At 60.9% G+C, this 25107-nt stretch carries 26 protein-coding genes; 16 read left to right on the forward strand and 10 right to left on the reverse strand.

All coding sequences use genetic code 11. The annotated features are described in order from the left end of the window. From HWX91_RS39545 to HWX91_RS39555, 3 genes are read right to left on the reverse strand one after another with little or no spacing between them, the layout of a single operon-like run. On the reverse strand, positions 1–3057 hold the full coding sequence (locus HWX91_RS39545; protein ID WP_235429553.1) for an efflux RND transporter permease subunit: 3057 nt from the start codon (positions 3055–3057) through the stop codon (positions 1–3). Continuing rightward, complete coding sequence (locus tag HWX91_RS39550; RefSeq protein ID WP_025647870.1) at positions 3057–4094, reverse strand: efflux RND transporter periplasmic adaptor subunit; 1038 nt, start codon at positions 4092–4094, stop codon at positions 3057–3059. Before HWX91_RS39550 ends, HWX91_RS39545 begins: the two co-directional genes overlap by 1 nt. Positions 4095–4101: 7 nt before the next feature. After that, on the reverse strand, positions 4102–5466 hold the full coding sequence (locus tag HWX91_RS39555) for a TolC family protein (protein WP_025647869.1): 1365 nt from the start codon (positions 5464–5466) through the stop codon (positions 4102–4104). Between the two features lie 89 nt (positions 5467–5555). Between HWX91_RS39555 and HWX91_RS39560 the strand changes: the two genes are divergently transcribed. From HWX91_RS39560 to HWX91_RS41440, 4 genes are all read left to right on the forward strand, one after another. Beyond that, positions 5556–6230: a response regulator gene (locus tag HWX91_RS39560; RefSeq protein WP_025647868.1), complete on the forward strand. Its 675-nt coding sequence runs from the start codon at positions 5556–5558 to the stop codon at positions 6228–6230. Beyond that, positions 6194–7531 (forward strand): ATP-binding protein, encoded by a 1338-nt coding sequence (locus tag HWX91_RS39565; RefSeq protein WP_025647866.1) that lies wholly within the window; start codon positions 6194–6196, stop codon positions 7529–7531. Before HWX91_RS39560 ends, HWX91_RS39565 begins: the two co-directional genes overlap by 37 nt. A gap of 154 nt (positions 7532–7685) precedes the next feature. Next, on the forward strand, positions 7686–8510 hold the full coding sequence (locus HWX91_RS41435) for a DedA family protein (protein WP_370689652.1): 825 nt from the start codon (positions 7686–7688) through the stop codon (positions 8508–8510). Positions 8511–8609: 99 nt separating this feature from the next. Continuing rightward, positions 8610–9680 (forward strand): LssY C-terminal domain-containing protein, encoded by a 1071-nt coding sequence (locus tag HWX91_RS41440; RefSeq protein ID WP_370689651.1) that lies wholly within the window; start codon positions 8610–8612, stop codon positions 9678–9680. Positions 9681–10090: 410 nt separating this feature from the next. On the opposite strand, the gene HWX91_RS41445 is transcribed toward HWX91_RS41440, so the two are convergent. Further along, a complete protein-coding gene (locus tag HWX91_RS41445; protein ID WP_370689650.1) occupies positions 10091–10366 on the reverse strand; it encodes an NAD(P)H-dependent oxidoreductase in 276 nt (91 codons plus the stop codon). A gap of 293 nt (positions 10367–10659) precedes the next feature. Here HWX91_RS41445 and HWX91_RS39580 point away from each other — a divergent pair, with 293 nt between their 5' ends. Beyond that, positions 10660–10932: a hypothetical protein gene (locus tag HWX91_RS39580; RefSeq protein WP_127837871.1), complete on the forward strand. Its 273-nt coding sequence runs from the start codon at positions 10660–10662 to the stop codon at positions 10930–10932. 513 nt (positions 10933–11445) lie between these two features. On the opposite strand, the gene HWX91_RS39585 is transcribed toward HWX91_RS39580, so the two are convergent. The 3 genes from HWX91_RS39585 to HWX91_RS39595 form a co-directional block, all read right to left on the reverse strand. Continuing rightward, the gene (locus tag HWX91_RS39585; protein WP_235429556.1) at positions 11446–12129 is read right to left on the reverse strand and encodes a YfdX family protein; all 684 of its coding nucleotides are present in this window, start codon (positions 12127–12129) and stop codon (positions 11446–11448) included. 421 nt (positions 12130–12550) lie between these two features. Continuing rightward, on the reverse strand, positions 12551–13138 hold the full coding sequence (gene petA / locus HWX91_RS39590; protein WP_081833239.1) for a ubiquinol-cytochrome c reductase iron-sulfur subunit: 588 nt from the start codon (positions 13136–13138) through the stop codon (positions 12551–12553). Between the two features lie 32 nt (positions 13139–13170). Continuing rightward, on the reverse strand, positions 13171–13623 hold the full coding sequence (locus tag HWX91_RS39595) for a hypothetical protein (RefSeq protein ID WP_028199966.1): 453 nt from the start codon (positions 13621–13623) through the stop codon (positions 13171–13173). 683 nt (positions 13624–14306) lie between these two features. Between HWX91_RS39595 and HWX91_RS39600 the strand changes: the two genes are divergently transcribed. The 11 genes from HWX91_RS39600 (at position 14307) to HWX91_RS39650 (ending at position 21718) form a co-directional block, all read left to right on the forward strand. Next, positions 14307–16007 (forward strand): site-specific integrase, encoded by a 1701-nt coding sequence (locus HWX91_RS39600; RefSeq protein WP_028199965.1) that lies wholly within the window; start codon positions 14307–14309, stop codon positions 16005–16007. 177 nt (positions 16008–16184) lie between these two features. Further along, positions 16185–17084 carry a hypothetical protein gene (locus HWX91_RS39605; RefSeq protein WP_052660831.1) on the forward strand — a complete coding sequence of 300 codons (900 nt, stop codon included), beginning with the start codon at positions 16185–16187 and terminating at the stop codon, positions 17082–17084. After that, entirely contained in the window at positions 17081–18268 is a 1188-nt protein-coding gene (locus tag HWX91_RS39610; RefSeq protein ID WP_028199964.1) for a PIN domain-containing protein, read from the forward strand. The genes HWX91_RS39605 and HWX91_RS39610 overlap by 4 nt, the downstream gene beginning before the upstream one ends. A gap of 9 nt (positions 18269–18277) precedes the next feature. Further along, positions 18278–18541: a hypothetical protein gene (locus HWX91_RS39615; protein ID WP_028199963.1), complete on the forward strand. Its 264-nt coding sequence runs from the start codon at positions 18278–18280 to the stop codon at positions 18539–18541. Further along, entirely contained in the window at positions 18519–18881 is a 363-nt protein-coding gene (locus HWX91_RS39620; RefSeq protein ID WP_127837872.1) for a hypothetical protein, read from the forward strand. The genes HWX91_RS39615 and HWX91_RS39620 overlap by 23 nt, the downstream gene beginning before the upstream one ends. Positions 18882–19013: 132 nt before the next feature. Next, positions 19014–19166, forward strand: a complete 153-nt coding sequence (locus HWX91_RS39625) for a hypothetical protein (RefSeq protein ID WP_162181312.1) — start codon at positions 19014–19016, stop codon at positions 19164–19166. After that, positions 19167–19475 (forward strand): hypothetical protein, encoded by a 309-nt coding sequence (locus HWX91_RS39630; RefSeq protein WP_042276950.1) that lies wholly within the window; start codon positions 19167–19169, stop codon positions 19473–19475. Then, positions 19462–19860: a hypothetical protein gene (locus HWX91_RS39635; protein WP_042276946.1), complete on the forward strand. Its 399-nt coding sequence runs from the start codon at positions 19462–19464 to the stop codon at positions 19858–19860. Before HWX91_RS39630 ends, HWX91_RS39635 begins: the two co-directional genes overlap by 14 nt. Beyond that, the gene (locus HWX91_RS39640; RefSeq protein ID WP_028199962.1) at positions 19857–20549 is read left to right on the forward strand and encodes a hypothetical protein; all 693 of its coding nucleotides are present in this window, start codon (positions 19857–19859) and stop codon (positions 20547–20549) included. The genes HWX91_RS39635 and HWX91_RS39640 overlap by 4 nt, the downstream gene beginning before the upstream one ends. Then, positions 20546–20860, forward strand: a complete 315-nt coding sequence (locus HWX91_RS39645; protein WP_028199961.1) for a hypothetical protein — start codon at positions 20546–20548, stop codon at positions 20858–20860. The genes HWX91_RS39640 and HWX91_RS39645 overlap by 4 nt, the downstream gene beginning before the upstream one ends. A 6-nt stretch (positions 20861–20866) precedes the next feature. After that, on the forward strand, positions 20867–21718 hold the full coding sequence (locus HWX91_RS39650; RefSeq protein WP_028199960.1) for a hypothetical protein: 852 nt from the start codon (positions 20867–20869) through the stop codon (positions 21716–21718). 407 nt (positions 21719–22125) lie between these two features. On the opposite strand, the gene qatD is transcribed toward HWX91_RS39650, so the two are convergent. The 3 genes from qatD to qatB are packed head-to-tail and all read right to left on the reverse strand — an operon-like array spanning position 22126 to position 25102. After that, a complete protein-coding gene (qatD, locus tag HWX91_RS39655; protein WP_028199959.1) occupies positions 22126–22890 on the reverse strand; it encodes a Qat anti-phage system TatD family nuclease QatD in 765 nt (254 codons plus the stop codon). Continuing rightward, positions 22887–24257 carry a Qat anti-phage system QueC-like protein QatC gene (gene qatC / locus HWX91_RS39660; RefSeq protein WP_028199958.1) on the reverse strand — a complete coding sequence of 457 codons (1371 nt, stop codon included), beginning with the start codon at positions 24255–24257 and terminating at the stop codon, positions 22887–22889. The genes qatD and qatC overlap by 4 nt, the downstream gene beginning before the upstream one ends. After that, positions 24254–25102, reverse strand: coding sequence for a Qat anti-phage system associated protein QatB (qatB, locus tag HWX91_RS41265; protein ID WP_096335742.1), 849 nt, complete (start codon positions 25100–25102; stop codon positions 24254–24256). The genes qatC and qatB overlap by 4 nt, the downstream gene beginning before the upstream one ends. Positions 25103–25107 lie beyond the last annotated feature (5 nt).

A 25107-nucleotide genomic window follows, 5' to 3' on the forward strand; every position in this document is an offset into this window, starting at 1 on the left:
CTAAAGCTTTTTCTGGAGCTGCTTCTCACGCCTGTACACGTAAAGAGCCGGCAGTAGGTTTGTGCTGAGCAGGCCACTCCAGACTAACCCGCCCAGCGTAACGATAGCCAACCCCTGTTCCGGAGCGGCGCCCTTGCCGAAGCCGAGTGCGGTCGGCAGCAGGCCCAGTGAGGCAGTCAGGACCGTCAGGAGAATCGGTCTGAAGCGCACCTCAACCGCATCGCGCACGGCGTCGACGACAGACATTCCCTGCGCTTCGTTTCGCTTTACCAGTTGCAGCAGCACGATGCCGTGGTTCAGACTTACCCCAATCAGGGTGAGAAAGGCAATCAGGCCGATTGCATTCAGGCCGACCCCGCTCACCACCAGCGCTATTGCGCCTCCGGAAAACGCCAGCGGCATTTGCAGCAACAGCAGGCCCGGCACGAGCAAGCCGTCAAACTGCAGTGTCAGGATACCCAGCATGAGCGCGAGCGCGACCACTGCTGCAATCCCTACGTGAATTGCCGCACGTTCGAGTTGCGGATACAGGCCGCCAAACTTCACCTCGTAGCCAGCCGGCAGCGAAAGCGTCGCAAGCGCCCGTTTGGAGGCGCGAATCACCTGTCCGAGAGGGGCGGTTGGCGTCGCGAGTATCTCAATCGCGCGGAGTCCGTTCAGATGCCTGATGACATTGGGTCCCGTCGCCATGCGGACATCGGCCACATCGCTCAGGACGGTCCACCCATTAGCCATCACCGGAAGCTGCCTTAGCTGCTCGATGGACAGGTGTGTGGGGTCGGCCAGTCTGACAAACACATCCACGTGACCGTTGCCTTCGGGGACCGTGGCAACCGTTTGTCCGGCCAGCAGGATATGCAACTGCGAGAAGAGCTGTGCAGGCGTGATGCCGTGGAGCGTCAAGCCGTTCGGCCTGGGGGTGATTTGCAATTCGGTGATGGGATAGCCGTCGTTGTTGAACACGCCGGACAGGTTGGGCACGCCCGCAAGTCGACGCGTGACTTCCGACGAGAGTGACTGCAAGGTTGCAATGGAATCGCCGTACACGTCGATAACGAACGGTTGCGGTAAGCCCGAAAGCGTTTCGCCCACCCGCTCCAACGTCGGTGTGCCAATTGCTGTCTGCACGGCAGGCAGCTTCGAGGCGTCGAGAACCTGCTGACCGATTTTGTCGAGACTGCTCGCATGCACATTCGGCTTCAGAGCGATCTGAATCTCGCCAGCGTAGGCGGGTTCCGTGTAGGAGGTTCCCGACGCCGAGCCCACGCGTGAAAACACATGAGCGACGGGCCCGAGTCCGCGCAATCGCTCGCTAATGCGGTCCGCGGCGTCCTGAGCATCATGCAGCGACGTGCCTGGCGGCAGGGTAAAGCTTTCGAGCAGTACGGCCTCGTTCGGCAGCGGCAAAAAATCCACCGGAACCAACGCCAGTCCAGCGATGGAGACCGCGAAAATGGCCACGCATGCCCAGAGCGAGCGCTTGGGGCGACGCAGGGTAAATTCGAACAGACGGAGGTTACGGTTCTTGAGCCACGCGACTGCGTGCGCACCTGATGATGTGCGCTTTTCCGCGTGAGGCCCTATAAATCCCAGCACCAGCGGAATCACGCTCAATGAAATGATGAGTGACGCGATCAGGCTGACCGTCATCGCCAGCGAAAACGGAACAAAGAACAGTCCCGCCAGGCCGCCCACGAACGCAAGCGGCAGAAACACCGCGACGGTCGTCATCGTCCCGGAAATGTCAGGCCCGGCAATGTCACGTAAGCCACGCGCAACGCCTTCCCATCTGGCGTCGCCGGCCTCCCATCGGTGGTAGATGCTTTCCAGCACAATGATGGCATCGTCGGCAAGCAGCCCCACGGCTACCGACAAGGCGCCGAACGTCAGTAAATTCAGTGTTTGTCCGGCCAGATACAGCCCGGCAATACCGAGCAGAAGTGAGAGGGGAATACTCAGGGCCACCGCCCATATTCCACGGCTCGCGCCCAGCATCCAGAACAGGACTGCAACGGCGAGTACAGCGCCGATAGCGAGATTGCGGCTCAAATCAGTAGCGACCACGCCGACGATGTGCCCCTGGCTGTAGATGCGCACGAAACGGGCGCCGCCGGGTAACTGGGGCTCCAGTTCATGCAGTGTCCTGTCCACCTCGTTGACAACCGGGAGCGTTGAGGCGTCCGGCTGCTTGAACACAACCAGCGCGAGGGCAGGCCTGTTGTCAAGTTTGACGGAGTGGTGAGATGGCGGGGAGGAACGGACTATGTCGGCGATCGCGCCTAGCGGGATGGTGCCACCGGGCGTCGGCAGGGATACGCCCGCGTATTCGGACGGTCGCGTCGGCAGACTTCTTCCTTCGACAAAAATGTCCTGGTGGCCCAGGTCGACATATCCGCTGGGCACCATGCCCGTAGCAGCCCCGAGCGACGCGGCGAGCGCGGACGCAGAGACGTTAAAGCGTTGCATCTTCAGAAGGTCAGGGCGGACCCAGATGGCGTCCTGGCCTGGCCCCGCTACCGACACGCGTTGCACGCCTGGAACCGCCCGGATGCGAGGTGCGAGATTCGACTCGACGACACGTTGCACCATTGACGCGTCTACGCCATCAGGAATCTGGACGGCGTAGTCGGCAACCTCATTTATCGCGTTGCCGGAGATTTCCGTTGTCAAGGTCGCGCCATTTGGCAGCGAGCCGTTGATGCGCCCGATGACGCCGTTGACGTCTTGCAGCGCGCCTGTTGCGGCAGTTCCCTCTGCGAAACGTGCTTCAATCCTGACTGCGCCTTGGCCTATGACGGTTCGTACGTCGCTTAGCGACTGTAGCGACTGAAGTTCGGCTTCGATTGGCCGGGCTATCAGCCCCTCCAGGTCTAACGTCGTCGCACCGGGCAACTGGGCGATGATGCTCACCTGTGGCATGTTGAACTGCGGCAGGACTTCAGCGTGAATGTTGATGAGCGCGTAGATGCCGTACGCAATCAGTGCGCCATACAGCATGACCCAGAGGAGAGGGCGCTTGACGATGTCGTTGAGCATGTTCTTGTCGGCAGGGCGCATCAGTCGGCCTGCTGGTAGCGCGTTGCAAAATCCTGGTGGAAGAGCAGATACGCGTCCTGCACGACAACCCGCTCATCCTGTGAGAGCCCCTGCACAATTGACGTCCAGCCCCCGTCGGATAGTCCTGGAACGACACGTCGCCGGTGGTTCCCGCTCCTGTCATGCACCAGCACCCACCATTGGCCACCATCGAGCACGAGCGCTGAAGACGGAATGGCCAGCCGTTTTTCGTCAGATGTGGTTAAGGAAACGGTGCCAACCGTACCTGTCACCAGAGCGTGCCCCGACGCGGCGTTGAGCCAGACTTCCAGTTGTCCGGGCGCAGTAACACTCCACAACGCGCGTTGCACAACCACGTCGAAGGGTACGTCCGCGCCTTCGGCCAGAAAAACCCCCTTCATTGCGCTTGTGACCAATGAGGCGTCGCTGCCATAGAGATTTGCGACCACATGAAGACCACGCGACGGGGCCACGGTTACCAGTGCCTGTCCAGCACTCACATATTGACCATCGGCCGCATTGACCGTCGTCACAACACCTGGCTCGGGTACGCCAATCAGGATAGAACTTGTGTAGCTTCGGGCCGCCGACTGCGCAGCCGAGAGCTGCTGGCGCGCGGTGTCGAGTTCGGCGCGCACGCGAACGACGGCATCGCGCGTGCTGAGTTGCTCATCAAGCTTCTGTTGTTCGATGGCCGCAGCCTGCGTGGCTGCGGACACCCGTATCTGCGCCGATTTCAGGTCGGCCGCAAGGCGCGCGCCGTCAGCTGATACCGTGGGGCCGGTCAGACTCGCAATCGTCTGTCCGGACCGCACTGCTTCGCCGGGCAGGACGCGCAGGCCGGAGACGATGCCCGCCGTTGGCGCGCTCAGCACGGTATTGGATGCTGCCTGCACGTGCGCGGGGGCGGAGACCGTGGCCACAATACGCTTCTGTACCGCAGGCATTGTCACGACGTCTTCGGCGAACGCACGATGACCGGCGACGGATGACGCGATGGTGACGACGGTGAGGATGAACAGGCGGGCGGAATTCATGGAGGACCTAGTGAAGCGGTTGGTGGTCGATGGCGCTCACGCCAATCAGTGTGCAGAGCTCGACCTGCTGTTGAAGTACGGAATTCGCGAGCTTCGCCGTCGCGATGCGTTGGGTCAGCAGCCGGGATTCAAGGTCGGCCAATACCGGCAGCGTCATGTCGCCAGCGCCATAGGCGGCACGCGCCTGTTTCACTGACGCCTCGAGTGCAGTCTCCATTGACCGCGCGTTACGAAGCTGGTCACCCAGCAGGCTCAGCTCCGAACTGATACCGTCTACCGCGGTGTACGTATCGTCGAGCCGTTGGGTGTATTCCTGATAGAGGCTCTCCCGTGTAGCCTTTTCGACCGCGATGTTTCCCCGGTTGCCGTTGAATAAAGGAAGCGTCACCGAAACGGTAAGCCCCGAGGTGTAGATGGCCGACGTGTCCCGGCCTCGCGTAGCGCCAATCTCCAGTCGCGGAAACTGCGCGATGAGCGCTCCGCGATATCGCTCGTCCTGTTCGGTGTATCCCGCGCGCAGTGCGAGCAAATCGGGACGACGCTGTCTGAGGTCGAGGAGCGCATGGTCGACCGCGTCCTGCGGGACCTCGTACGGCTCGGGCGGCGCTGCAAGCGTCATGTGTGTCCCCGGGGGCAGTTCGAGCAGCGTAATGAGTTCCTGCATTGCCTTCAGGTGTTCCTGTCGCAACGTACCCAACTGTTGCACACTGTCGCGGTACGCGGTTTGTGCCTGCACGGCGACCTCTCGGGTCACGTCGGCGCGAGCGAGTACCCTTTGCATTTGTTCGGTGGTGCCTTTCTGATAGGCCACTGACTGCTCGACCTGTTTCTCGAGACGGACGAGGCTCGCATTGACGACGTAGAGCGCATAGGCGTGGTTCGCGACCTGCCACTTGGTCCACTGAAGCGCAAGCTGTTGTTTCTCAAGAGCCGCAGCTGCAGCTCGCTTCTTTGCCGGACGCTCGACAAGTGCGGACACTTCGTAGCTAAGCCCGACCATGAATGCAGGAACAAAGCCCTCCGCACCGGGGCGGTCGGTACTGAAACTGAGTGTTGGGTCCGGCAGCAGGCCGTCCGCATATTGGCGGGCAGCAGCGATGTCGAGCTCGCGTTCAGCACGGCGGATATCCGGACTATGTTCGAGCGCGCGTCCAACCACCTGGTCCACGGTCAATGGGGCGCCTGTTGACGCGATGTCATCAGGCCATTGGGGCGTTTCCGGGAGCGGCTTTGGTGCATATTTCGCACATCCGGTCAACACCACCGCCAGCGTGACAAGCGCGACTCGCGCGAGTGCAAAGGCGCCGGTATATTGGCGACTGGTTGCGGGAAGTCCGCTTTGCAACCTACTATCGTAAGCATCTTGGGTCACGATGGATATCCGACGCAAAAAACGCTTCGGATACTAATCCGCAAGACTTAGATTTGACTTAGCACGCTGCTTTCGATTCGGTGGGACGCATGAGAATTCTCCTCGTAGAAGACGACGAAATGATTGGCGATGCAATCGTCCAGGCATTGAAGGACGCGGCGTATGCGGCCGATTGGGTGCGCGACGCAGAGTCGGCAACCGGGGCGTTGCTGGGACGTGAGCACGACGTCGTGCTGCTGGACCTGAATCTGCCGAAGCGCGACGGCATTGACGTACTCCGGTCGCTCAGAGCGGGGGGAAGCAAGACTCCAGTGATTATTCTTACAGCGCGCGACAGTGTGGAGGACCGGATAGTCGGGCTGGATGCCGGCGCCGATGACTATCTTGTCAAGCCATTCGAAATCAGCGAATTACTCGCGCGACTTCGGGCGGTGACCCGCCGGCTCGGCGACCACGGCGATACCAGGATGACAAGCGGGAGTCTTGCACTCGACGCTGCCACACACATGGCTGTGTATGAGAACAATGAGTGCCGGCTGACGAGTCGTGAGTTTGCGCTTTTGAGCGCGCTGTTGATGAAGCCCGGGACGGTCCTGTCGCGAAGCGACCTGGAGCGACAACTATACGCCTGGCAGGAGCAGGTCGAGAGCAATGCCGTGGAGGTGCTGATTCACGGCATCCGCAAAAAACTGGGCGCGTCGGTTATCCGCAATGTACGAGGTGTGGGATGGTTGGTAGACAAGGAAAACAATCACGCTCTCTGACGCTGCAGCTGTCGGCGTGGATTGGTAGCGTGATTGTGGCAGTTGGCGTGCTTGCCTGCGGGTTTTCATTCCTGTTCGCGTATCAGGAGGCGAGAGAGCTTCAGGATGGTCAACTGAAGCAAATCGCTGCGCTCATTGATAGCGGCGCGTTGATGTTCACGAAGTCCCGTCCATCAATTGAGAGCTCCCAGGACCCGGACGTCAAGGTGGTCATTGACTGGTTAAGCGAGGCACCGTCAGGCGTCGCGCAGGCCGCTGGGCTGGTGATTCCGCAAACGCTGGCTGACGGTTTTCATGATTTGAGCGGGAATGAACAAAGCTGGCGCGTCAATGTACGGACGCTCCGAAGCGGGACCCGCATCGCCGTGGCGGAACCGTCTGCGTTACGCGACGAAATAGCGCGGGACGGCGCGATGAGAACCCTGGTACCTATGCTCCTCCTGTTGCCGGGGCTGTTCATCGTCGTCGTCGTGATTGTCAGGACGAAACTGGCACCATTGACACGCCTTGCTGCCGTCGTGGACCGCCAGACCGATGCGACGGTCCAGACGCTATCTGAGGAGGGTATCGCTGCGGAAGTACTGCCCTTTGTCCGGTCGATAAACAACCTGATTGCACGACTGAGGGACGCCATCGGTCAGCAGCGCAGGTTTGTCGCCAGCGCTGCACATGAGTTGCGGTCACCGTTGGCAGCCCTGTCCTTGCAAGCCGGAAATCTGGGAGCCGCCATTACGTCTCCGGATGCCCGGGAGCGGTTGCTGGCTCTTCAGGCAGGGTTGCGCCGTACCCACAGACTGGTGGAGCAACTGCTAGCGCTGGCAAGGTCGGAACAGGCGGCGCTGGAGCACCCGACGACTGTATCGCTGCGAGCTATGGCAACGGAGGTCATAAACGCCACGATTGGCGTCGCCCGCGAGAAGAATATCGACCTGGGGTTCGAGCACTTTGATGATGTCGATGCCGTTGTGGACGCGTCGTCAGTCATGGTGGTGCTGCGAAACCTGGTCGACAACGCGGTGCGATATACGCCAACTGGCGGCAGGGTGGATGTGTCAGTTGTTCATGCAAGGGGCGAAGTGATGTTTGAGGTTACCGACTCGGGTCCCGGTATTCCGGACGGCGAACTCGACCGTGTGCTGGAGCCGTTCTATCGGCTGGACCATTCCGTTGCGTCGGGAAGTGGACTAGGTCTTTCCATCGTCTCTGAGATTGCACGACGGACGGGCGGCCGGTTGGTACTCGAAAACATCGAAGGCGGATTTCGCGCGCGGTATTTTCAACCGTTATTTCCGAACCCATGACTTCGGCATCTGCCTGACCTTAGATGTCCGGTTGCCGTTCAGCCGGCCGGTATCTGTACCATGCGACACACGGCCTGCGGCAATCTGATGGCGCTAAGCGGCAACTGACGCGCGGACCATGGAGATGTCGATGGAACACGCATACGACCACCTGTTGCATCTGCTCGCCGGACACCCGGCATGGACGCTCGCGGTCGCGTTCCTGGCTGCGTTTCTCGAAGCCGTCGCAGTGATTGGAACATTCATCCCGGGCAGCACCGCGATGTTCCTCGCCGGCGCGCTTGCCGGAACCGGGTCGTTAAACCTGGGGGCGCTGTTCGCATGCGCGATTGCTGGCGCGGTAGCCGGGGACGGTATGAGCTATTGGCTCGGCAGGCGCTATAAGTCCCAGATTGGCCAGTTGTGGCCGTTTCGGACGCACCCACAAGTCTTTGAGGCTGCCCACAATTTTTTCGCAAAACACGGTCCGAAGAGCGTCGTGTTCGCCCGGTTCATCGGGCCGTTGCGGGCGATTGTGCCAGTGGTTGCGGGAACGTCGGGTATGACGCCGGTGCGGTTTTACACCATGAACATCCTGTCCGCGCTACTCTGGGCGCCCGCGCATATCCTGCCGGGCGTTATTTTCGGGGCTTCCGTCCAGGTGGCCGGCGCTGTTTCGTTTCGCCTCGTCATCATCATCGCGCTGCTGGTCGCAATCGTATGGCTCAGCTTTCGGGGCGCGCGCTTCGTTCTCTCACGCTCAGGTGCCTGGGCAAGTGCCGCGGGTCGCACTCTGACGACCTGGGCCAGTCACCACGAAGGGCGGGTGGGTCGTCTTGCCTTGCAGCTACTGAATCCCGACCGACCCGCTTCCGGCGCAATAGGGGCGGCGTCGGTCATTGTGCTTCTTTCCTGCTGGCTGTTTTTCGGCGTCCTGCAGGACGTCATCAGTGGTGACCCACTCGTACGGGTTGACGTGTCCGTTTACCACTTCCTTTAATCTGTGCGCAGCCCTTGGGGCGACATCGTCCTGTCGGGCCTCGCCACGCCCGGCAGTGTCGCCACGCTGGCCGCGGTGGTCGCCACAGCGGCGCTGTGGATGGTGTGGGAACGTCATTGGCGCACGCTTGGTTACTGGCTCGCTGCCGTTGTCTTTTCACAGCTACTGATATTTACCCTCCAGTCTGTAATCCATCGTGCTCCGCCGGATGCGCTTGTGTCCGGTGCATATGTGTTCCCGAGCAATCACGTCGCCGCCGTGGTCGTTGTGTATGGCTTTCTTGCGTTTCTGCTCGCTCGAAGGGTTGGTACGTTGGTTGGCGTGTTCGTCGTGACAGCGACTACCGTCGTCGTTGTCGGCGTCAGCCTGTCTGGGCTTTACTTCGGTCGATTCTGGTTTTCCGATGCTATTGGAGGCGCAGCGCTTGCTTCGGTCTGGGTCTCTGTTGTCGCCTTTACCGCCGTGTGGCGGAGGCCGGTAGTGCAACCATCGCGCGGGTTCATCCCAGTTCTCATGCTGACGGTTGTGTGCGTCAGCGTGGCGGCGCAACTCCACGTCGGGTCGCCCGCGCCGAAAGCTGACAGCGCGCTGGGTAACGCACCAGTCATCGCAACAACGTCGCAGTGGACCGATTCTCTGTGGCGCAGTTTGCCTTGTTATCGGTCAGACATGGAAGGTGACCGCAAGGAGCCCCTGGCAATCCAGTGGTCGGCGAATGCTGAGGAGATAGGAAATCGCCTTCGAGCTCAAGGTTGGATCGACGGAGCCGGGCTTTCTGCGCGCAGCCTGCTTTCCCTCGCATCGCCCAAGGTTTCAGCGATGGCACTGCCGGTGCTGCCGGAGCTGAATAACGGTGTACCGTCACTGCTGGTCTTCACGCATCCCGGCAGCACGAGAGACGAACGCGATGTGCTGCGTTTCTGGCCCACGGACTATGCGATTGAGGAGCAGGGCGCCACGTCAGCTACGCCCGTTTGGTTGGGTTCGCTAGTGCGTGAGCGGCTGTATCGTGCGTCCTGGCCAATCAATGTGCTACGTGCCGTTGACCCGGCCACAGCGCCTCTGGCCGTTCATGACGAGCTACCCGCACTTCCAAGGGTAGCCTTGCTGGCGACAAAAGATTGTCACGGCTTTTCACTGACCCTACTGACGTCAGCTCCGACCGAATAGGACTGGCGGCGAGCCGCCAGACGTCCTGCGTGTCGAGCAAGGCAGCCGCTTCTTGCGGGACTGAACCGGGCGCTAGCTCTGTCTTGCCGACACAGCCTATCCAGCCAGCGGGTCGATCGCAAATCAGGAGCGATCACTCGGAACGTAAAGATTGACCACGATTCAGAGCGCAAGCCTATTCGGTTTGGTTCTCGTCGGTTTCGGAATTGGCGGCCGTGGCTTCATGGTTAATGGCTCTGGCCAGCTGGTCGGCAATTTCGGAATGGGCTTCCTTGCGCTCACTGAACCGGTCAGTGCGATATGCCCGATCGGTCGCGCACTATCAACGTGGACTTGTACAGTTCCTCCGCAACGTCGACCACGCGGTCATGGTACGAAGACGGCTTCATTCGCCCTGCAGCGTCGAACTCCTACCACGCCTCGGTCACTGACGACTGGTTCGGGATTGTCACCATCCACATCCATCGACCAAGCAGGCATAGTGCGTACACCGCGTTAAACGATTGCGATCCGCCACACACCTGCATGACTGCCAGCGTGCGTCCATGGGTAGGACGGACTACACCGCTTTCCTGCGGCAGCCAATCGATCTGATTCTTGAAGACAACAGTGAGTGTGCCGTGACGTTCCGGGCTGCACCAGACCTGCCCTTCCGACCATTCCGAGAGTTTACGCAGATCTACCATTTCGGGATAGTCAGCAGATACGCTCTCCACAACCGGCAGCCGTGCGGAGCGAATACCCACGTGCGCCGAACCGGCGCAGGATTCGTTCAGCTTCGAACGTCAGCTGTCGGCTATACGAGGTGGCACGCAGTGACCCGTAGAACAGAAGAATCCGCGGGGGGCAGCGAAACTGCGCGTGGCGTGAGCTTTTTACTGGTCGGGCGCATCGAGCTGGAGACCATTGGATGTCGGTGCGCGGGACTTCAATGCAGAGCGCAATGCTTTCTTTCAGGAGTACTGCGGTAGCGCCCTCGATGGCAGCCATTCTGCTGATAGCGATTGTAGGATTTCTGCCGCCGGAGGACGAACGAATCGAAGGCTCGGTTGCAGCGGAGTTGGACTGGACGGGATTCGTAGGCCGCTACAGAACCGAAACTATGCATGAAAAATTGCAGTCTGCTGAAGGAGGTTGTCTCGCGCGCAGATTTCGGCTTGTCCAAAATATCAGCCTGCAGGGACGTCTTGACGAAGCCGACGTCATGTTCGAAAACCTCCGCGCTATCCGCAACGACCTGGGACTGCTATAAGTAAAATACGACACCAGAACGCGTCCTCTGGTTAGAAATTTCCGCAGGCGTTCCCACATACGGCACTCGTCGAAACGGCCTTTAATCTTCTGAAATGGCGCGCGAGATACTGCCCGGAAGCGCACGGACAACCATAGTAATTTTAAAGGCATCCTGAGCACTTTTCTCCCGGACGAGATGATGTCTTAACCACGCGTTTAATTACAGAGGAATCTTTGTGATCATTTTATGTCTCGACCCATATAAACACATGGTAAAGCCAGATCATATTGCGTCTTTTATTGTCGGGTTCGCATCAGATGCGACTGAGTGCGCAATTTGCGTGATGCCAGCCGCTGACGGCGGAATAACATCTTATCGAGGTTTCGCTAATGCGGGCTAGCCGAGAAAGTTTAAGCGGACGGTTTGCAGCATGATAAATTCCGGTGAACGCGACGAAACATTCTTCGATCTCTGCTCGACAGATACCGGCGCCGAAGTCGACGCCGGAATACCTGCCGTTTCCTCGAAATTTCATTTCGCCACGGTCTTCGAAGCCGCAGCGCTACTGGCGCTCTTCGCGGGAACGGCACTCTGGCCAGGTAACGCCTTCACGTCGACCCAGTCATACCGGACGCTGTCCTGCACCTTCTTCATGACCTGATCCGCCTCGTAGTATTTGTCCGCAGCGAGCAGGCCGGCAGCCTTGTCGATATCCGTCACGGTCTGCTTAAGCGGCACGACCGCCATCGTGTAGGCTACATTGACGTCCGCCAGACTGAGCACCTTGACTGCGGCCTGTGGCTTTCCTTTCTTCAACTGCTCGTTTGCAGATGCAACTGCTTTGCTCTGTGCCGGCTTTGCGGAAAAGTCATCGGTTACGGTCACGTCGGCCCCTACTGGCAGCCACGAAACCGGCGTCGTATTTTTTGCCGCGCCGGGTTGCGCGTTCATTGAAGGCGGCGGCTTCAGGTCGGACTCGGCCTTAAGGAAGGCTGTGTTGTCTTTCTCGGCGACTTTCATCGATTGTTGCGCTTCCTTGACAAGCTTCGTGGCCTGCGCCGGACGACCGCTAAAAATTGCCAGCCTCGCGAGGCGGACATCGTCAAATGCCTGAGTGCCTTTCGATGAAAGTTTCCCCATGTCGGTTACCGCATTTGCCGGTGGTTGCGCTGCGTTCACGTTTTCCAGGCTGAGCACACAGGACGCTGCTGCCATGGCAAACACTGCAGCTCCCTTGATACTTGAGTTGCGCATTTCGTCTCTCCTAAAAATGACGGCGAGAGGCGTCGACGCACACGGTTCAATAAAGAATTTTGCCGTGCAATCCACCGTCGTTGATGGCTCAATTTATTAACAGGCGCCTGTGCAATAACGTTAGGTCCTAACTCTTAAGCATAACTTAAAGTCATTGCGTCAACCGGGGTTTTTTAGATAGTCTGCGGTCAGATTAGAGACGCGCGCGGTGCAACAACAGCTACCTGACTGAAAGAATGAATTGGAAGTTTGACGCAGCGTTGGCCGGGAGAAAACCTGGCAGTCCGGGGAGACTGGGATGTGAAAACTGACGGACGTCATTTTCGTGGCATCAACAGGTGCGCAAGGTTTGAAGGGCTGAGTTCGATGGACGAGGCAATTCCTACGCTTCTCCACGCTCATCCGCGCCAATAATGACGCTGAACGACGAATCAAAACGGTAAGGCGGAACGTCGAGGTTTTGTGGAGCAGGTTTGTCCTTAAAGACACGTCCGGCAAGATCATAAGTCGAACCGTGGCACGGACATAGAAAGCCACCCGGCCAGTCCTCGGGGAGACCCGGATGCGCACCCGGCTGAAATCTCGGTCGTGGTGTACAACCGAGGTGCGTACAGACACCCACCACGACAAGCAGATTTCGATGCTCTGCGCGTGATCGATATTCGTTATTGCAATATTCAGGCAACGGCATGGAAAAAGGATGCGCTGTGCGAGGATCTGCGACGATTGGATCTGCGGCTCGCACGGCAGCAAGCATCGGATCAGTGCGATTAACGATAAAAACAGGTTTGCCGTGCCACGCGACTGTCATCATGGTGCCGGCACTGAGCCCGCTGGTGTCGACATTAACCGGCCCCCCCGCCGCCCGTGCGGCCGCGGACGGCCAGAGCGATTCCGCAAAGGGGATGGCGGTCGCAATCCCGGCAACGCCACTGGTGACCGAGGTTGCAATGAGCCAGCGCCGCCGCATCACGTCAGTTGGAGGCGTGAGGATGCGGCTGCTCACGTCACACTCCAGTCAGCATGCGAGCGCCATACGAACAGCAGGTGAAGATGGGCTCCGGACGAAACCTTCACGACGCGTTGCAGGGTTTTTCCGCGATAAATGGCGGTAATCTTGTAGCGCCCGTCAGGCAGTGACGCCAGCAGGAAGGGGCCATGCGCAGTCGCCTTCAGTCTCCGTGCACCGTGGATGTCGACAATTCTGACACGGACGTCGGAGAGATACTCGTTTCCATAGGCGGTTTTGCCCGCGAACTCGAGCGCGAGAGGGTAGTCACGCATCGCGCTCTGGAGTGCCGCAGACTGGTCACTGCCGATGCCGCCGGAGACGTATTTGACGCTACCCCGTTGATGGACTGCGGGCAGCATCACTGGCGCTGCGAGCACCGTGTTCGAAGCCTGTGCCGCGGCTAGGATAGCGGCGATCAACGCCGCCTTCCTGAAAGAAAGCATGATTATGCTCCTTTAAGTTGGGTGCGCGATTCTATGCCGTGGTTTCCGACGAACGCCGTTTATTGGGCGTATTCGGCGTCGTCTCATCAGGGAATATTTTTGATCCCGTGGGCTCAAAGGCGCTGGGCGTGGATGTGCATGGTGCCGCCGACGTCGCCTCGGAGCGTTGCCACGAGTCTGGACATTTTGAGAGCCATCCGGGAAATGTATAGCTGCGAGTGCCGCGCGATACCGTCCGAGTTTCGACTTCAGTGATCTCATGATTCGACCTTCCGAAGAGGGCCTGTCGATAGCAAAGCGCCATCGCCGGGAGGCAACTTGCTCCTGTTCTCTTCACACCTTCAATCTAGGCGGCGATGATTAAACGACTCTTAAAACACCGGTCCGTTTGGGAAAATCGCTCAAGGCAGGCCGTTTGCAAGGGTGGGTCGCGGCTCTGCCCAGCGGCACAACTTCGACCCCGATAATTGATCCCTCTGCATCATGGTTCAGCTTCACGGCCAGGATCGACCGGCTGGTGATTCAGGCGAGAGATGGACGCTCCGCATAGCCCACAGTAACCGCTCGCCAGTCTGGCGATCAGATTTCGCGATGAGACTCCTCTGCAAGTAGGTTAGCTGATGTCATCATTAAGATAACTATCCTTATCTCTGTGGCAAGGTTTTTGGAATAAACTCGATGTCATGAAAACGCGTCTCACCTCGATACCTTCGCCTGAACCTCGCAGCGTCGATTTTCCCGATGCCGACGAGCTCGCGATGCTTCGCGCCTGGTACGCCGGTATGCCGGTTCGCAAAGCCGTTGAGCGTTATTTGCCTGATCGGATCGGCGCAGGGCAATCGGCGCGCGGCCTGCTCGGCAAGCTTCGCCGGAGGCTGGCGAAGTTCGCGCGGCAGGTCTGCCGGGCGGATCTCGCTGCTGTTTTCGAGCACGCTGACGGTGAGCGTTTGCGGGAAGCGAAGGCGGTCGCAGATGCGATCGAAGTTCTGCGGCATGCATGCCCACCGACGCCGCAGATCAGTGACGACATCGGACTGTGGTTGCCGGCTCGCGCCGTTTCTGTGCTGCGCGCACACGACATTGCGACGCTGGCGGACCTCACCGTGCGGATTCCGCGCCGACGTCAGTGGTGGAAAGCGGTCTCCGGGCTCGGCCCGACGAGTGCGCGGCGGATCGAAGCGTTCTTCGCCGCGCATCCTGCACTGACGGAGCGGGCGCGCGCCCTGATCGCAGTCTGCGGTCCTCGCGCAGTCGTTCCGTGGGAGTCGCTCCGGCTTCCGCACGAGGTCGATGGCTCGTCAGGCGCCTTTCGCGCGCCGCGGCACACTTGCTCGCTCGACGCCAACAACGATTACGCAGCAGTGCAGGCATGGCTGTCGCTGCACGAATCCCCCGCAACGCAGCGGGCCTACCGGAAGGAAGCCGAACGCTTGATCCTGTGGGCGATCGTCGACCGTGACCGAGCCCTGTCGTCGCTCACGACAGAGGATGCGATCGCGTACAGAAGTTTTCTGCGTGGGCCAACGCCGCGTGAGCGCTGGGTGGGCCCCCCGCGCCCGCGCACCTCGCTGGAGTGGCGACCATTTTCCGGTGGGCTGTCGGCGCGCTCAACCGCTTACGCGCTGTCGGTGCTCGGGGCGATGTTCCGCTGGCTGATCGGGCAGCGCTATCTGCTGGCCAACCCGTTCGCCGGCGTCAAGGTGCGCGGCACCAGCCGCTCAACCGTGCTCGACACGTCCCACGCCTTCACCGACGGCGAGTGGATGCTCATGCGCACCATTGCTGACGGACTCGAGTGGTCGTATGGCTGGGAAGCACCGGCTGGGCAACGCCTGCGTTTCGTGCTGGATTTCGCGTATGCGACCGGCTTGCGCGTCAGCGAACTGGTCGGCGCCTGTCTCGGCAACGTCGAAACCGACGCCCGGGGCGATCATTGGCTGAACATCATCGGGAAAGGGCGCAGGGCGGGCAAGGTCGCGCTGCCACCACTGGCTCGTACTGCGCTGGACCGCTACCTGGTGGAGCGAAGGTTGCCGTTCACGCCGACCCGCTGGCATCCCGATACGCCACTCATTGGAAGCCTCGAGCAGGACAGTGCGGCAGGTATCAGCGGTGTACGGCTATGGGAGGTCACACGGCGGTTTTTTGCGAAAGCGGCTGAAGTCATCGAGGCGGACAACCCGGTGCTCGCAGAAAAGTTGCGTCGCGCGAGCCCGCACTGGACCAGGCACACGCATGCAACCCACGCCCTGGCTCGCGGCGCCGAACTGACCACGGTACGGGATAACCTGCGCCATGCCTCGATCGCGACGACGTCCATCTACCTGCACAGCGACGAAGTCAAGCGTGCCCAGCAGATCCGGAACGCCTTCGCGGAAAGATAGGGTTCCAGCTAAACCGCTCTGAAACCGCATAAGCGTCCCGGTTTATATAACCGGGACGCTTATGATAGGAATTCGCGCTTACCTTGTTCATACCCCCTGTACGCGCTCGAGAGCGTTCGCGAGGTCGAGGCCACCTGGCCGTTCCGTCCGGCCGAGATCGAAGCGGCGCTCGCCGACATGGCCGCAGAGGAACTCGTCGCGCGGACCTACGGCGAAACCTGGAGCGCGACGCCTGCCGGTCGCCGCGCGCGCGAAGCGCGTTGGCAAGAGCGCGGGCGCCGACATCCGGCGCTGTCCGCACCGGCGGCGGACCTCGAGGACCTCGCGCTCGCGGTGATCGCGAGCGGCGGGGAGGAGCACGACGCGCTGGCCGGCCGTGGCCTGAAGGAGTCGACCCTGGGCGTCTACCTGTTCCGCTTTGGCGAGGCACGTTGCGCGTCGGTAGTCGGCACACTGATCCTGCGCGAACTGGTGCGCCGCGCCCACCAGGACATGTTTGACCTGGTGCCCACTCTGATTCTGACGGCGGACGGACGCCGCCACTATGCACAGCAGGTGGTCGGCCGGCTCGGGCTGCGTCCCCCGGCCACGATCCTTGCCCAGGTCGAGGCCGAACGCTTGCCGTTCGATGACCTGGGGCTGGAGGTGACGTTGGCCGACAACCTGCGGTTTCGCTGGGAAGAGGCGGAACGTTGCGTGGGTGCGCGTGCATGGCTCGCGGCGAGCGCGCTGTATGGCTCGATCCTTGAAGTCATCCTGCTGGGGTGGTTGCAGCGCGACCCGGCGCGCGCCACGCAAGCCAACAGCACGCCGCGCGACCGGGCAGGGCAGGTGAAGCCGCTTGACCGGTGGACGCTCGCGGAGCTCATCACCGTTGCGACGGAACTCGACTTTATCGACGCGAGCCACGCGCGGCATGCGCAGGCTTTGCGCGAGTCGCGCAACCTGATCCATCCGCACAAGCAGATCCGCGAGCGCAGCACCCCGGATGGGCGCCTCGCCCTGATTTCGCAGAACGTGGTTGGTGCGGTGCTTGAGGCGCTGGCGCGCGCGACGGGAAAAGGAGCGGTCGCATGACGGACGCTGCAACTTCCAGCACGGCGCGTCATGAGTTGGATCACGCCATCCGGCAGCAGATCGACAATGGCGAGATCCATGCCCTCTCGCTCGATACCTGTATCTTCGACGAAAACGGCCTCGTGCTGGAAAGCGGGCTGCTCGAGCAGGTTGCCAGGATCAGGTCGTGCGGCGTCACCGTCGTGCTGTCCGACGTGATCGTCAACGAGGTGAAGGCGCATTTGCAACGAAACGCGCGCGACACGGCAGCCAGGCTTGAGGGCGCCATCCGTGAGGCGCGCCGTCGGCGGCTCCTGCCCACCACCACACTCACGCAGATTGAGCACCTCACGGAAGGAGCGGTCGCAAAAGCGGCCGACCAAGCGAGCCGGCGCCTGCAGGACTGGCTGAAGCACGCGGGCGTGGAAGTGGTGGACGCTGAAGACCACGTACAGATAGGTGAACTGACTGAACGCTATTTCAACGGTGAGGCACCGTTTGCTTCGAGCGGTCCCAAGAAGCAGGAATTCCCCGACGCAATTGCACTCCTGTCGCTCTCCGGATGGGCGGACGAGCACTGCACGAAAGTGCTCGCTGTCTCGAGCGACGGCGACTGGCAGCGCTATGGTGCCGATACGGATAACGTGGTCGTGACGGCAGACCTCGCGGCCGCGCTCAGCGCATTCCAGACGCCAACTGCCGCGAGCGCCAGCCGGGCGTTGTTCAAGTCGCTGTCCGACGGCGACCCGCTCGGCCTCGAGGACAAGCTGCTCGACGCACTCAACACACAGGACGCGATCGACTTCGACATCGAGGTCTCTTCCCAGTCCGCGGTCACGAACAGTGAAGCGCTTCCTAAGTTCAAGGAGGTTGAGTTTCCCGATCCTGACGCGGGGGCGGGCGAGTTTGAACCCGTCGGCCTGTCGGACGATGAGGCCGTGGTGCGGATCACCGCCAACGCGTCCGCCGAGGTGACCTGTTATCTGCGCTTCGCCAAACGGGACAGCATCACCCGCGAAACCATGAGCATGGGCAGTGCGAAAATCGCCGTGGACGAAGAGGTCGAGATTCAGGCGCTGGTGACGCTGGGCGGACAGATTCCCGACAACATGATGATCAAACGGGTCGAGATCCTGCCGCAGACTGTTGATCTCGAACTGGATGCCGAGCCGGACTGGATGATCAATCTGGAATCTCTTGAGTAGGAGCACCACGTGAGCACTGTCACCACGAAAACGCCGTCGGCGGCTCTCGCGCGCGCAGCATACCTGCGCGCGAAGGTGCTGGACAGCCTGTCGGACCAGTGCCACGCCCAGGGGCTGCTGTTCGACGCCCTCAATTACGACGAGATGGCAGAGGCGTACCGCGAGGCGCATCACTCGCTGGCAGAACAGGCCCGCAAGCTCTTTCCGCTCTATCCGCATCCGGACTTCATGGCCGGCAGGGAATGGGCCAATGCCAACGGATTTGACGAGTGAGGGTAACGCGATGGCTAACGTGTTTGAGCTTGTGTCCTTTGGTTTGCCTCCGCTCTTTCCGCCTGAGGCTGTGCCTGAGCCCGGCGCGCAGTTTATTGCGGCCTGTTGGGCGGGGATGACCAAGGGGCAGCTGCTCACCCGCGCGCGCAAGCGCGGCTGGCGTCCGAGTTGGGAACGGCTGGCGCACGTCGTCGCCGAAGACGGGATCGAGGTGTATGGCTACTCGCTGGTGATAGACGGCTGCGTGGTGCCGCTGATGGCGCGAATGCGCCGTGTCGCCGGCGTCGTCAAGCCGTCGGGGCCCCCGGAGCGCGACGAGCGGCAGCAGACCCTTTTTTGAGATGGGGAACCTGTCATGCGCAACGGCTACCACGCCGCGGTCCGCCAGCTGATGAGTCCGGTCCTGCCCGACGGATACGCCGGTTTCATGAAGGCGCATCTGGGGCAGTGTTAGGTCTGCACGCAGCGGCTCGTGCTCACGCTGCCGTTCGGCAACAGTGATGTGGGCGAGGTGCACCTGTGTCGGGAAAAGCAAACGGAAATCGGTATCGAAGATGAGGCATGCGCGACGCCGCGACGGTGTCGCTTCTTCAGCGATGCCAGCAACACTAAGGGAGTCATCTGAATGTCTGGATCTACTTCGCTTTATGAAGGCCTGCTCGATGCCGCGTACGCACTCGACGAGCAGGCGGGTGGCCGCCAGCCGGAACGCGCCCGGCTGCTTGCCGGCGCTATCACGCTTGACACACTGTTTCGTCGCGGCGCGCTGGAACGTGATCTGCAGGACGCCGCGCTCGGCCTCGAACGGCTGGCGACGCAGGGTGCGTGGGAGCTGGACGGAGCCGGCCGGATGCGCGCTGCGGAGCTCGCTGTACGCGTGCGGTTGCTCGCCAGTTCACGCTTTGCCGGGGAGGCTGAAGATGGTGCTCAGTGACGATTGCCGTCAGCACCTCTATCGCGTCGTCTGGGAGACCCGCGAAGGGTTCAGCGTCATTGCCTACACGCTGGCATTTACGCGCGAGGGCGCAAGCAAGCTGTTTCACGAGCTGCTCGCGCCGATCGCGCGTGAGCCGGCCGACGAGCTCGCGCTCTACAACATCGACTCGTACCGCGACCTGACCGACAAGGGCGTGAGCGAAGATGAGGACATGCGTGTGTTCGAAACCGGCTGGAAGGGCAATGCCGTAGTCAACTGGGCGGAGCGCCCACTTTTCCTCACAGCTGATCCAACGCTGGTGAGCAAGTGGGCGGAACTGCAGGCGGAGCTCGCTGCGCAGCGTGCCCGGGAGGCGATCGATCGGGCAGGGGGGCCGCGATGACGGACACGGCAACAGGTGTGTGGCACCTGCTTCAGCAGGTGTGGCCTTCGCTGGGTGTGAGTGCCGTCGTCACCCCGTTCATCGCGTGGTACGTCAAATGGCGCATTGAGCAGACACACGCGAAACGGCTGGAAGCATGGCGGGCGGACCTGAAGAAAAATGCCGATGTCGAACTCGCGCGGTTGCGGGCGGCACTCGACGAGACGGCTGCCCGACGGCAGGCGTTGACCAATGGACTCACCCAGCGCCGCTTTGATGCGATCGCCGCGACTGTTGCACCGTTGCGACGCCTGTATCGGGCTGTGCAGGTCTACGTGAACGTGACCGGCGAGGTGGGTGGGACCGCAAGGGACGCTGATCGTCAGGCAGTGCAGACGGCTCAGGCACAACTGCTCGAGGTCCTCGACGCGCAGTCTGTGTTTCTAAGCGCCGAGACTGCCGCTCAGGTCGACGCAATACGACGGCTTTGCGAGAAGGCCGCGCGTCTTTTCCTTCACACCGTCGACATTGCGCACGACATGCCGAGTGGCAGCGACGTCAACATGTGGATGCAGATTACCCAGCAGATCGAAGGAGATGCGCCCCTCGCGATCCTGACCCTCGAGCGCGACCTGCGCGCGCTGATGGGCGATCACGAATCGACACACGCGGGGCAAGTGACCCCTGCGCAACCGGACCAGCCGCAATGACGTCCCGCACCCTGAAAACCACGATCCGCGATCGCCCCGCAACCGTCCAGATGGGATGGGATGCCCGTCTACAGTATCAGTACATGGTGATCGACTACGTCGACAGCGACGACGACGAGCCGTTGTACAGCAACCTGTCGGACGACAACGCGGGCCTTGCAGGGCAACTGACGTATTTCGTGAAGAAGGCGAGATCGTTCGGTATTGAAATACCGCAGGCGATGCTGGCGAAGCTGCAGGCCGACGAGGTACTCAATCTCGGCAACGCCACATCGTTTTTCGACGCGGCCGGCGTCGAGTCGCAGGAGTAGCACGAAGTGGCACGCCCCCGCATCGAATGGTCGGACGCACAGATTCGCCTCATCATGAGCGCAATGGAAAAGCTCGACCGCGATTTCCCGGTGGACAACGGCTGTTTCCTCGACGGTGTGATTGACGAAGTCCGTACCGTCACGGGGCGCCTGTATGGCGCAACCGCGTATTCACGTCTGCTGCGCGACGTTGCGCCACAAGTGGGCGTGAACCGCCGCCCCAGCTCGGTAACTATCCAGAAGGCCATCGGGCGTGCGCAGGCATTGGCCCCGACGTCCGTGACGCAAGATGTACAGGACGCAGCGCCGGTCGACGTGCATGCGTTACGCCGCGCACTGGAGCCCGTGGTGCGGGACGCGATCGCCCCGTTGCACGCGCTGCTGGCCACGCAACTCCATTCGGCTGAGTCAGGCGCGCTCGGCGACGCGGCGCCAGAGACGGCCGGACAGCCGATGCGGTTGCAACTGGCAGAGACTTCGCTGGCCGATGCCCATGCCCGCCTTCGTCAGCTTGAGACGGAGATCGGCCGTCTTCGCCGCGAGCTGGGAAAGGCCGAAGCGCGCGCCGAGATCGCGGAGGGGCACGTGGCCGGCATGCTTGAGGGTGTCCAGCGTGCGATTACGGAAGCGGGGAGCGGTGCGGACGCACTCGCAGCCACCGCGAAGCGACTGGAGGGAACCGAGCGGTTTCTCAAATCGCAGAACGACGCGGTCAGACAGCAGGCCGCCGCTGAGGCGGACGTGCTGCGTGTCCAGAATCGCCAGTTGCGCGAGCACATTGATCACCTGATCCTGGATAACGATCAATACCGTCGGGCGCTGACTTCGCGTTCGGGCTCCAAGGGCACGTCCGAATGAGCGGACAGTCTGAGGGAGGGGGCCTTTCCTGGCAGCTGTGGGCGGCGGATATGCGATGGCGTGTGAAGTAGGTGAGTTAAAACCGTAGACTGTTAGTTGCGTAATTATGTTCCGCCAACCTCAGGTTCACCGGACAGGGCCATGCGCGCAACAACAGCCCAGGTTGCCAGAAAAACCGCAGTCCGCAGTCCGCAGTCCGCAGTCCGCAGTCCGCAGTCCGCAGTCTTTTGTACCCCAAGAAGGGCTGAGGAGCGTGCGGACTAGAATCTCGGCCCACATACGCATATTTCAGGTGCTCGTGCACACCCAGATCGGAATTACGTGAACAGCCGTTTCAATCATATTGAGCGGTCGACCTTACCTCGCCATGCGACAGTTGATCCCCCGTTAGAAATTTCCCAAGCGGTTCACAAACCTTCGAGACTCGACAGGTTATGGATAATTTGCTCAGCCATCTCAATCTGACTCCTACCCAGTGTGGCTGCGAGTTGCGCTGTCGTAGTAACTACTGAGCGCGGTCGAACCGGTTCTCCGCCCACCTGAACGAAGGGTCCGTCCGTCTCTGTGACGATCCTGTCGATCGGGAACCGTTCGACGAGCGCGCGATGCCTTGGTGATTTGAGCATCTCCGAATTCACCGAAAAGAAGCATCCCAGATCCGCGGCCCTGCTCGCTTCAGACGCCGACCCGGTGAACCAGTGCATAACCACACGCCCCCGGTCGGGCGGAAGTTTCTTTTCCACGTGGTTGAGCACCCTCGTCACCGCACGAACGCTATGGACTGTCAGAACTTTCCCCCCCTGCTCCGCGCAGGCTCGGAGAATTCTGTCAAACACTCTTTCTTGCGCGTCGAAGCTTCCATAGAAGCGAGGACTCGCGTCAAGTCCTACTTCCCCTACATAACGGCTCTCCGCCAACAGCCGTTCGAAGAGTCCGATCTCCGCTTCCCGCGTTGCGATGAGTTGGGGATGGAGTCCAAGAGCGACCCGCACGTGCGTTGACTCACGGGCCATTTCAGCATTGCGGCTCCACGCCTTCGGGGTCGTCGTTACAGCCAGCGTTGCAATGCGCTCGCGATCGCATTCCGCAATCAGTTGTGCGTGGTCGGGGTAGAGGTCCAGATGGCAGTGCATGTCCACCCACTTGTCTGCGCCGCGTGTCGGGACGGTCACGATGGCTCCGCCTGCACGCCCTCGAGCAGCTTTGCCACTTCCTCGAGTCCTTCGACGTACACGTCGTGATAAGCATCGAGGTCACCGGGATAGTCGTTAAGTGGTCCGGGTCGGTGGATATCCAGACGGGCTCGAGCCGGATGGCTGCGCAGTCTCGATATCGCGAGCTGGAACGACCGGATATGGCTGCCTTCGGCCCTGTCGGTCCGGATCGTCTGCGCGTGCAGGTCGGCCAGCTGATATGGCGTCGAATCTTCGCCGCATCCTTCAAGCAGAGCAGCACGCCTGATAAGACATGGCACGCAGTACCCGCAGTGTTTGGGCTGTCGCTGCGATTCGTCCTTTGCAAATCGAGTCTTCCCCGGCGACGAACAGGACATCGTATTCTTCGCGTGGACCGCAAGGAACGACGTGTCAGCACATCTTTTAGCCATCGCCCCCTTGGTCTGGAATCTGTATGGATTCAACAGGCTCGAACGAAGTCCCAATGTGGCAAACAGTTCGTTTACTCGCGCCATATAGAATGGATGCGTTGTCCGCGTGCTCAACGCTCCGACCCGGAGCGGATCAAGTGGAACGTTGAGTGAAATCAGGCCATTCTCCGGCACATGAATCGTGACATCCCCGCCGATTGCGTCAGCGGCGAGCGCAGCAAGCGCAAAGAACATGAAGGATCTGCCTCGAAGCGTGTCCTCGACAGAATCATCGACAGTATCCTTCGGGAAACCGACATGCGCGCGGACGTGGTGGAAGGCGGTCGTCGGAAAGCGCCCTTTCAGTGCGTCCGCACACATCCGTTGATGTTGACTCGTTATCCCGTCCCAATAGTGGCTTACCAGAAGGGGGGTAGATCCTGCCGCGAACAGGTCGATCGCGCCTATAAAGCTGTCCAGTCCACCGGAGAACAGGCATACACAATCTGGATTGGCAATTCGAAGGTTTCCCTTCGCAGGCGACAACTGCGCCTTGTCCACAGGGCGCGCGCGAAACTGCAGCCTCCACTTGTCTCCGGTGAGGAACTCCAAGGTTGTGCGCAATAGCGGGACCGCGTCGCTCCAGAGTTGCGGCTCCGAAACAGGCACACAGACTTCGATCTCGCGCGTCCACGCGTCCTGGGAGGCAAGCTCCCGCGAAATCCGCGTATCAGCCGCCGTGACGGTTGCAGCAAGGAGAGCGAGGTCGATTGCACGCTCACACGGTGTAAGTCCTAGTCCGTTGAACTGGTCGAGAGCTTGCCCAAGCCCGAAGTCAAGACGGTCGTACCCGTCAACGAAGTTGACCTCGGTGATCTGGCTACCCGGGATCGCAGGTACTACGGATTCTTTGTCGGTCGTCCCAAGTCGGCTCACCACGGTATGTGCCGTCATTTTGCGTCCTCTCCTGCCTCAGCAATAAGCGAAAACGCCACCTCGTAGATCTCGTTCATGCGCTGGTCGACGTCTCTATTGTTGAGGGATTCCAGCCCGCTCAAAAGGCCCGACAGGTGCACGCGACAGCACCCCTCGATAAAATCATGAAGCTGCGCCTGGGCGCTCTCCACCGCTTCGATATCGGGCGACATCGCGATGCCACGGGCCCCAATGTCAGCAATGACCCTACCTTCAATTGACAACACTACAAAATCGAGAAAAAATTCCTGCAGCTGATGGCCCGAGAGTTCATTGAATTCCCCTGTTTCAGTCTCGTCCAGGTTACCGATGGCCTCGAGCATCGCTTGGCGAGATATCGCTTCATCGATGGCGCCCCCTGGCGGGCACAGAAACTCCAGCATGGCCAGAAATACTTCCGCTGCCGGTCGATCGACCATGCCGGCAAGGTCAAGCCGACGTAGCGTTTCTACGGCCCCGACCTGCTGGAAATCCCTGACGACACCCAGAAGACGGGCGCCGGTGCCTCTGGACGAGCCCATCCGTCGTGCAGCCCGGCGTGCGCCACTACCACCGCCGGCCGCTCTTCCGCCACCACTAACGTAGCTGGCCAGCGCGGAACCCAAGGCGCTGCTACTGTCAGTCTTGAAGAATCGTGTGAATGCCGTTCTCGCGCCAGCGAATCCGCCGCCGTCACCAGCTGCTACGTCAGGCGTACCGTCGGCCGAATCGCTATCGTCGCCGCCCTCACCACCGTTTTCTCCAGCCTCGCCGTCCTCTGACGACGCTAGCCAGGATGGGATCAAGCTGTTCGGTGGCCCCCCGTAACCCTTCGATGTCCCCATATTTC

The organism is Paraburkholderia fungorum, assembly GCF_902833645.1.
Lineage (GTDB): Bacteria > Pseudomonadota > Gammaproteobacteria > Burkholderiales > Burkholderiaceae > Paraburkholderia > Paraburkholderia fungorum.

What these genes read in the sequence shown, in the direction of transcription:
- HWX91_RS39580 (WP_127837871.1), top strand. Translation starts at nt 10,660, where the DNA reads ATGGCAGCCATTCTGCTGATAGCGATTGTAGGATTTCTGCCGCCGGAG.
- HWX91_RS39630 (WP_042276950.1), top strand. Translation starts at nt 19,167, where the DNA reads ATGTCTGGATCTACTTCGCTTTATGAAGGCCTGCTCGATGCCGCGTAC.
- HWX91_RS39585 (WP_235429556.1), bottom strand. Translation starts at nt 12,129, where the DNA reads ATGGCAGCAGCGTCCTGTGTGCTCAGCCTGGAAAACGTGAACGCAGCG.
- HWX91_RS39645 (WP_028199961.1), top strand. Translation starts at nt 20,546, where the DNA reads ATGACGTCCCGCACCCTGAAAACCACGATCCGCGATCGCCCCGCAACC.
- HWX91_RS39610 (WP_028199964.1), top strand. Translation starts at nt 17,081, where the DNA reads ATGACGGACGCTGCAACTTCCAGCACGGCGCGTCATGAGTTGGATCAC.
- HWX91_RS39545 (WP_235429553.1), bottom strand. Translation starts at nt 3,057, where the DNA reads ATGCGCCCTGCCGACAAGAACATGCTCAACGACATCGTCAAGCGCCCT.
- HWX91_RS41445 (WP_370689650.1), bottom strand. Translation starts at nt 10,366, where the DNA reads ATGGTAGATCTGCGTAAACTCTCGGAATGGTCGGAAGGGCAGGTCTGG.
- qatC (WP_028199958.1), bottom strand. Translation starts at nt 24,257, where the DNA reads ATGACGGCACATACCGTGGTGAGCCGACTTGGGACGACCGACAAAGAA.
- HWX91_RS41440 (WP_370689651.1), top strand. Translation starts at nt 8,610, where the DNA reads ATGGTGTGGGAACGTCATTGGCGCACGCTTGGTTACTGGCTCGCTGCC.
- qatB (WP_096335742.1), bottom strand. Translation starts at nt 25,102, where the DNA reads ATGGGGACATCGAAGGGTTACGGGGGGCCACCGAACAGCTTGATCCCA.
- HWX91_RS39565 (WP_025647866.1), top strand. Translation starts at nt 6,194, where the DNA reads ATGGTTGGTAGACAAGGAAAACAATCACGCTCTCTGACGCTGCAGCTG.
- HWX91_RS39600 (WP_028199965.1), top strand. Translation starts at nt 14,307, where the DNA reads ATGAAAACGCGTCTCACCTCGATACCTTCGCCTGAACCTCGCAGCGTC.
- HWX91_RS39620 (WP_127837872.1), top strand. Translation starts at nt 18,519, where the DNA reads ATGCCAACGGATTTGACGAGTGAGGGTAACGCGATGGCTAACGTGTTT.
- petA (WP_081833239.1), bottom strand. Translation starts at nt 13,138, where the DNA reads ATGCGGCGGCGCTGGCTCATTGCAACCTCGGTCACCAGTGGCGTTGCC.
- HWX91_RS39560 (WP_025647868.1), top strand. Translation starts at nt 5,556, where the DNA reads ATGAGAATTCTCCTCGTAGAAGACGACGAAATGATTGGCGATGCAATC.
- HWX91_RS39595 (WP_028199966.1), bottom strand. Translation starts at nt 13,623, where the DNA reads ATGCTTTCTTTCAGGAAGGCGGCGTTGATCGCCGCTATCCTAGCCGCG.
- HWX91_RS39635 (WP_042276946.1), top strand. Translation starts at nt 19,462, where the DNA reads ATGGTGCTCAGTGACGATTGCCGTCAGCACCTCTATCGCGTCGTCTGG.
- HWX91_RS39550 (WP_025647870.1), bottom strand. Translation starts at nt 4,094, where the DNA reads ATGAATTCCGCCCGCCTGTTCATCCTCACCGTCGTCACCATCGCGTCA.
- HWX91_RS39640 (WP_028199962.1), top strand. Translation starts at nt 19,857, where the DNA reads ATGACGGACACGGCAACAGGTGTGTGGCACCTGCTTCAGCAGGTGTGG.
- HWX91_RS39605 (WP_052660831.1), top strand. Translation starts at nt 16,185, where the DNA reads ATGGCCGCAGAGGAACTCGTCGCGCGGACCTACGGCGAAACCTGGAGC.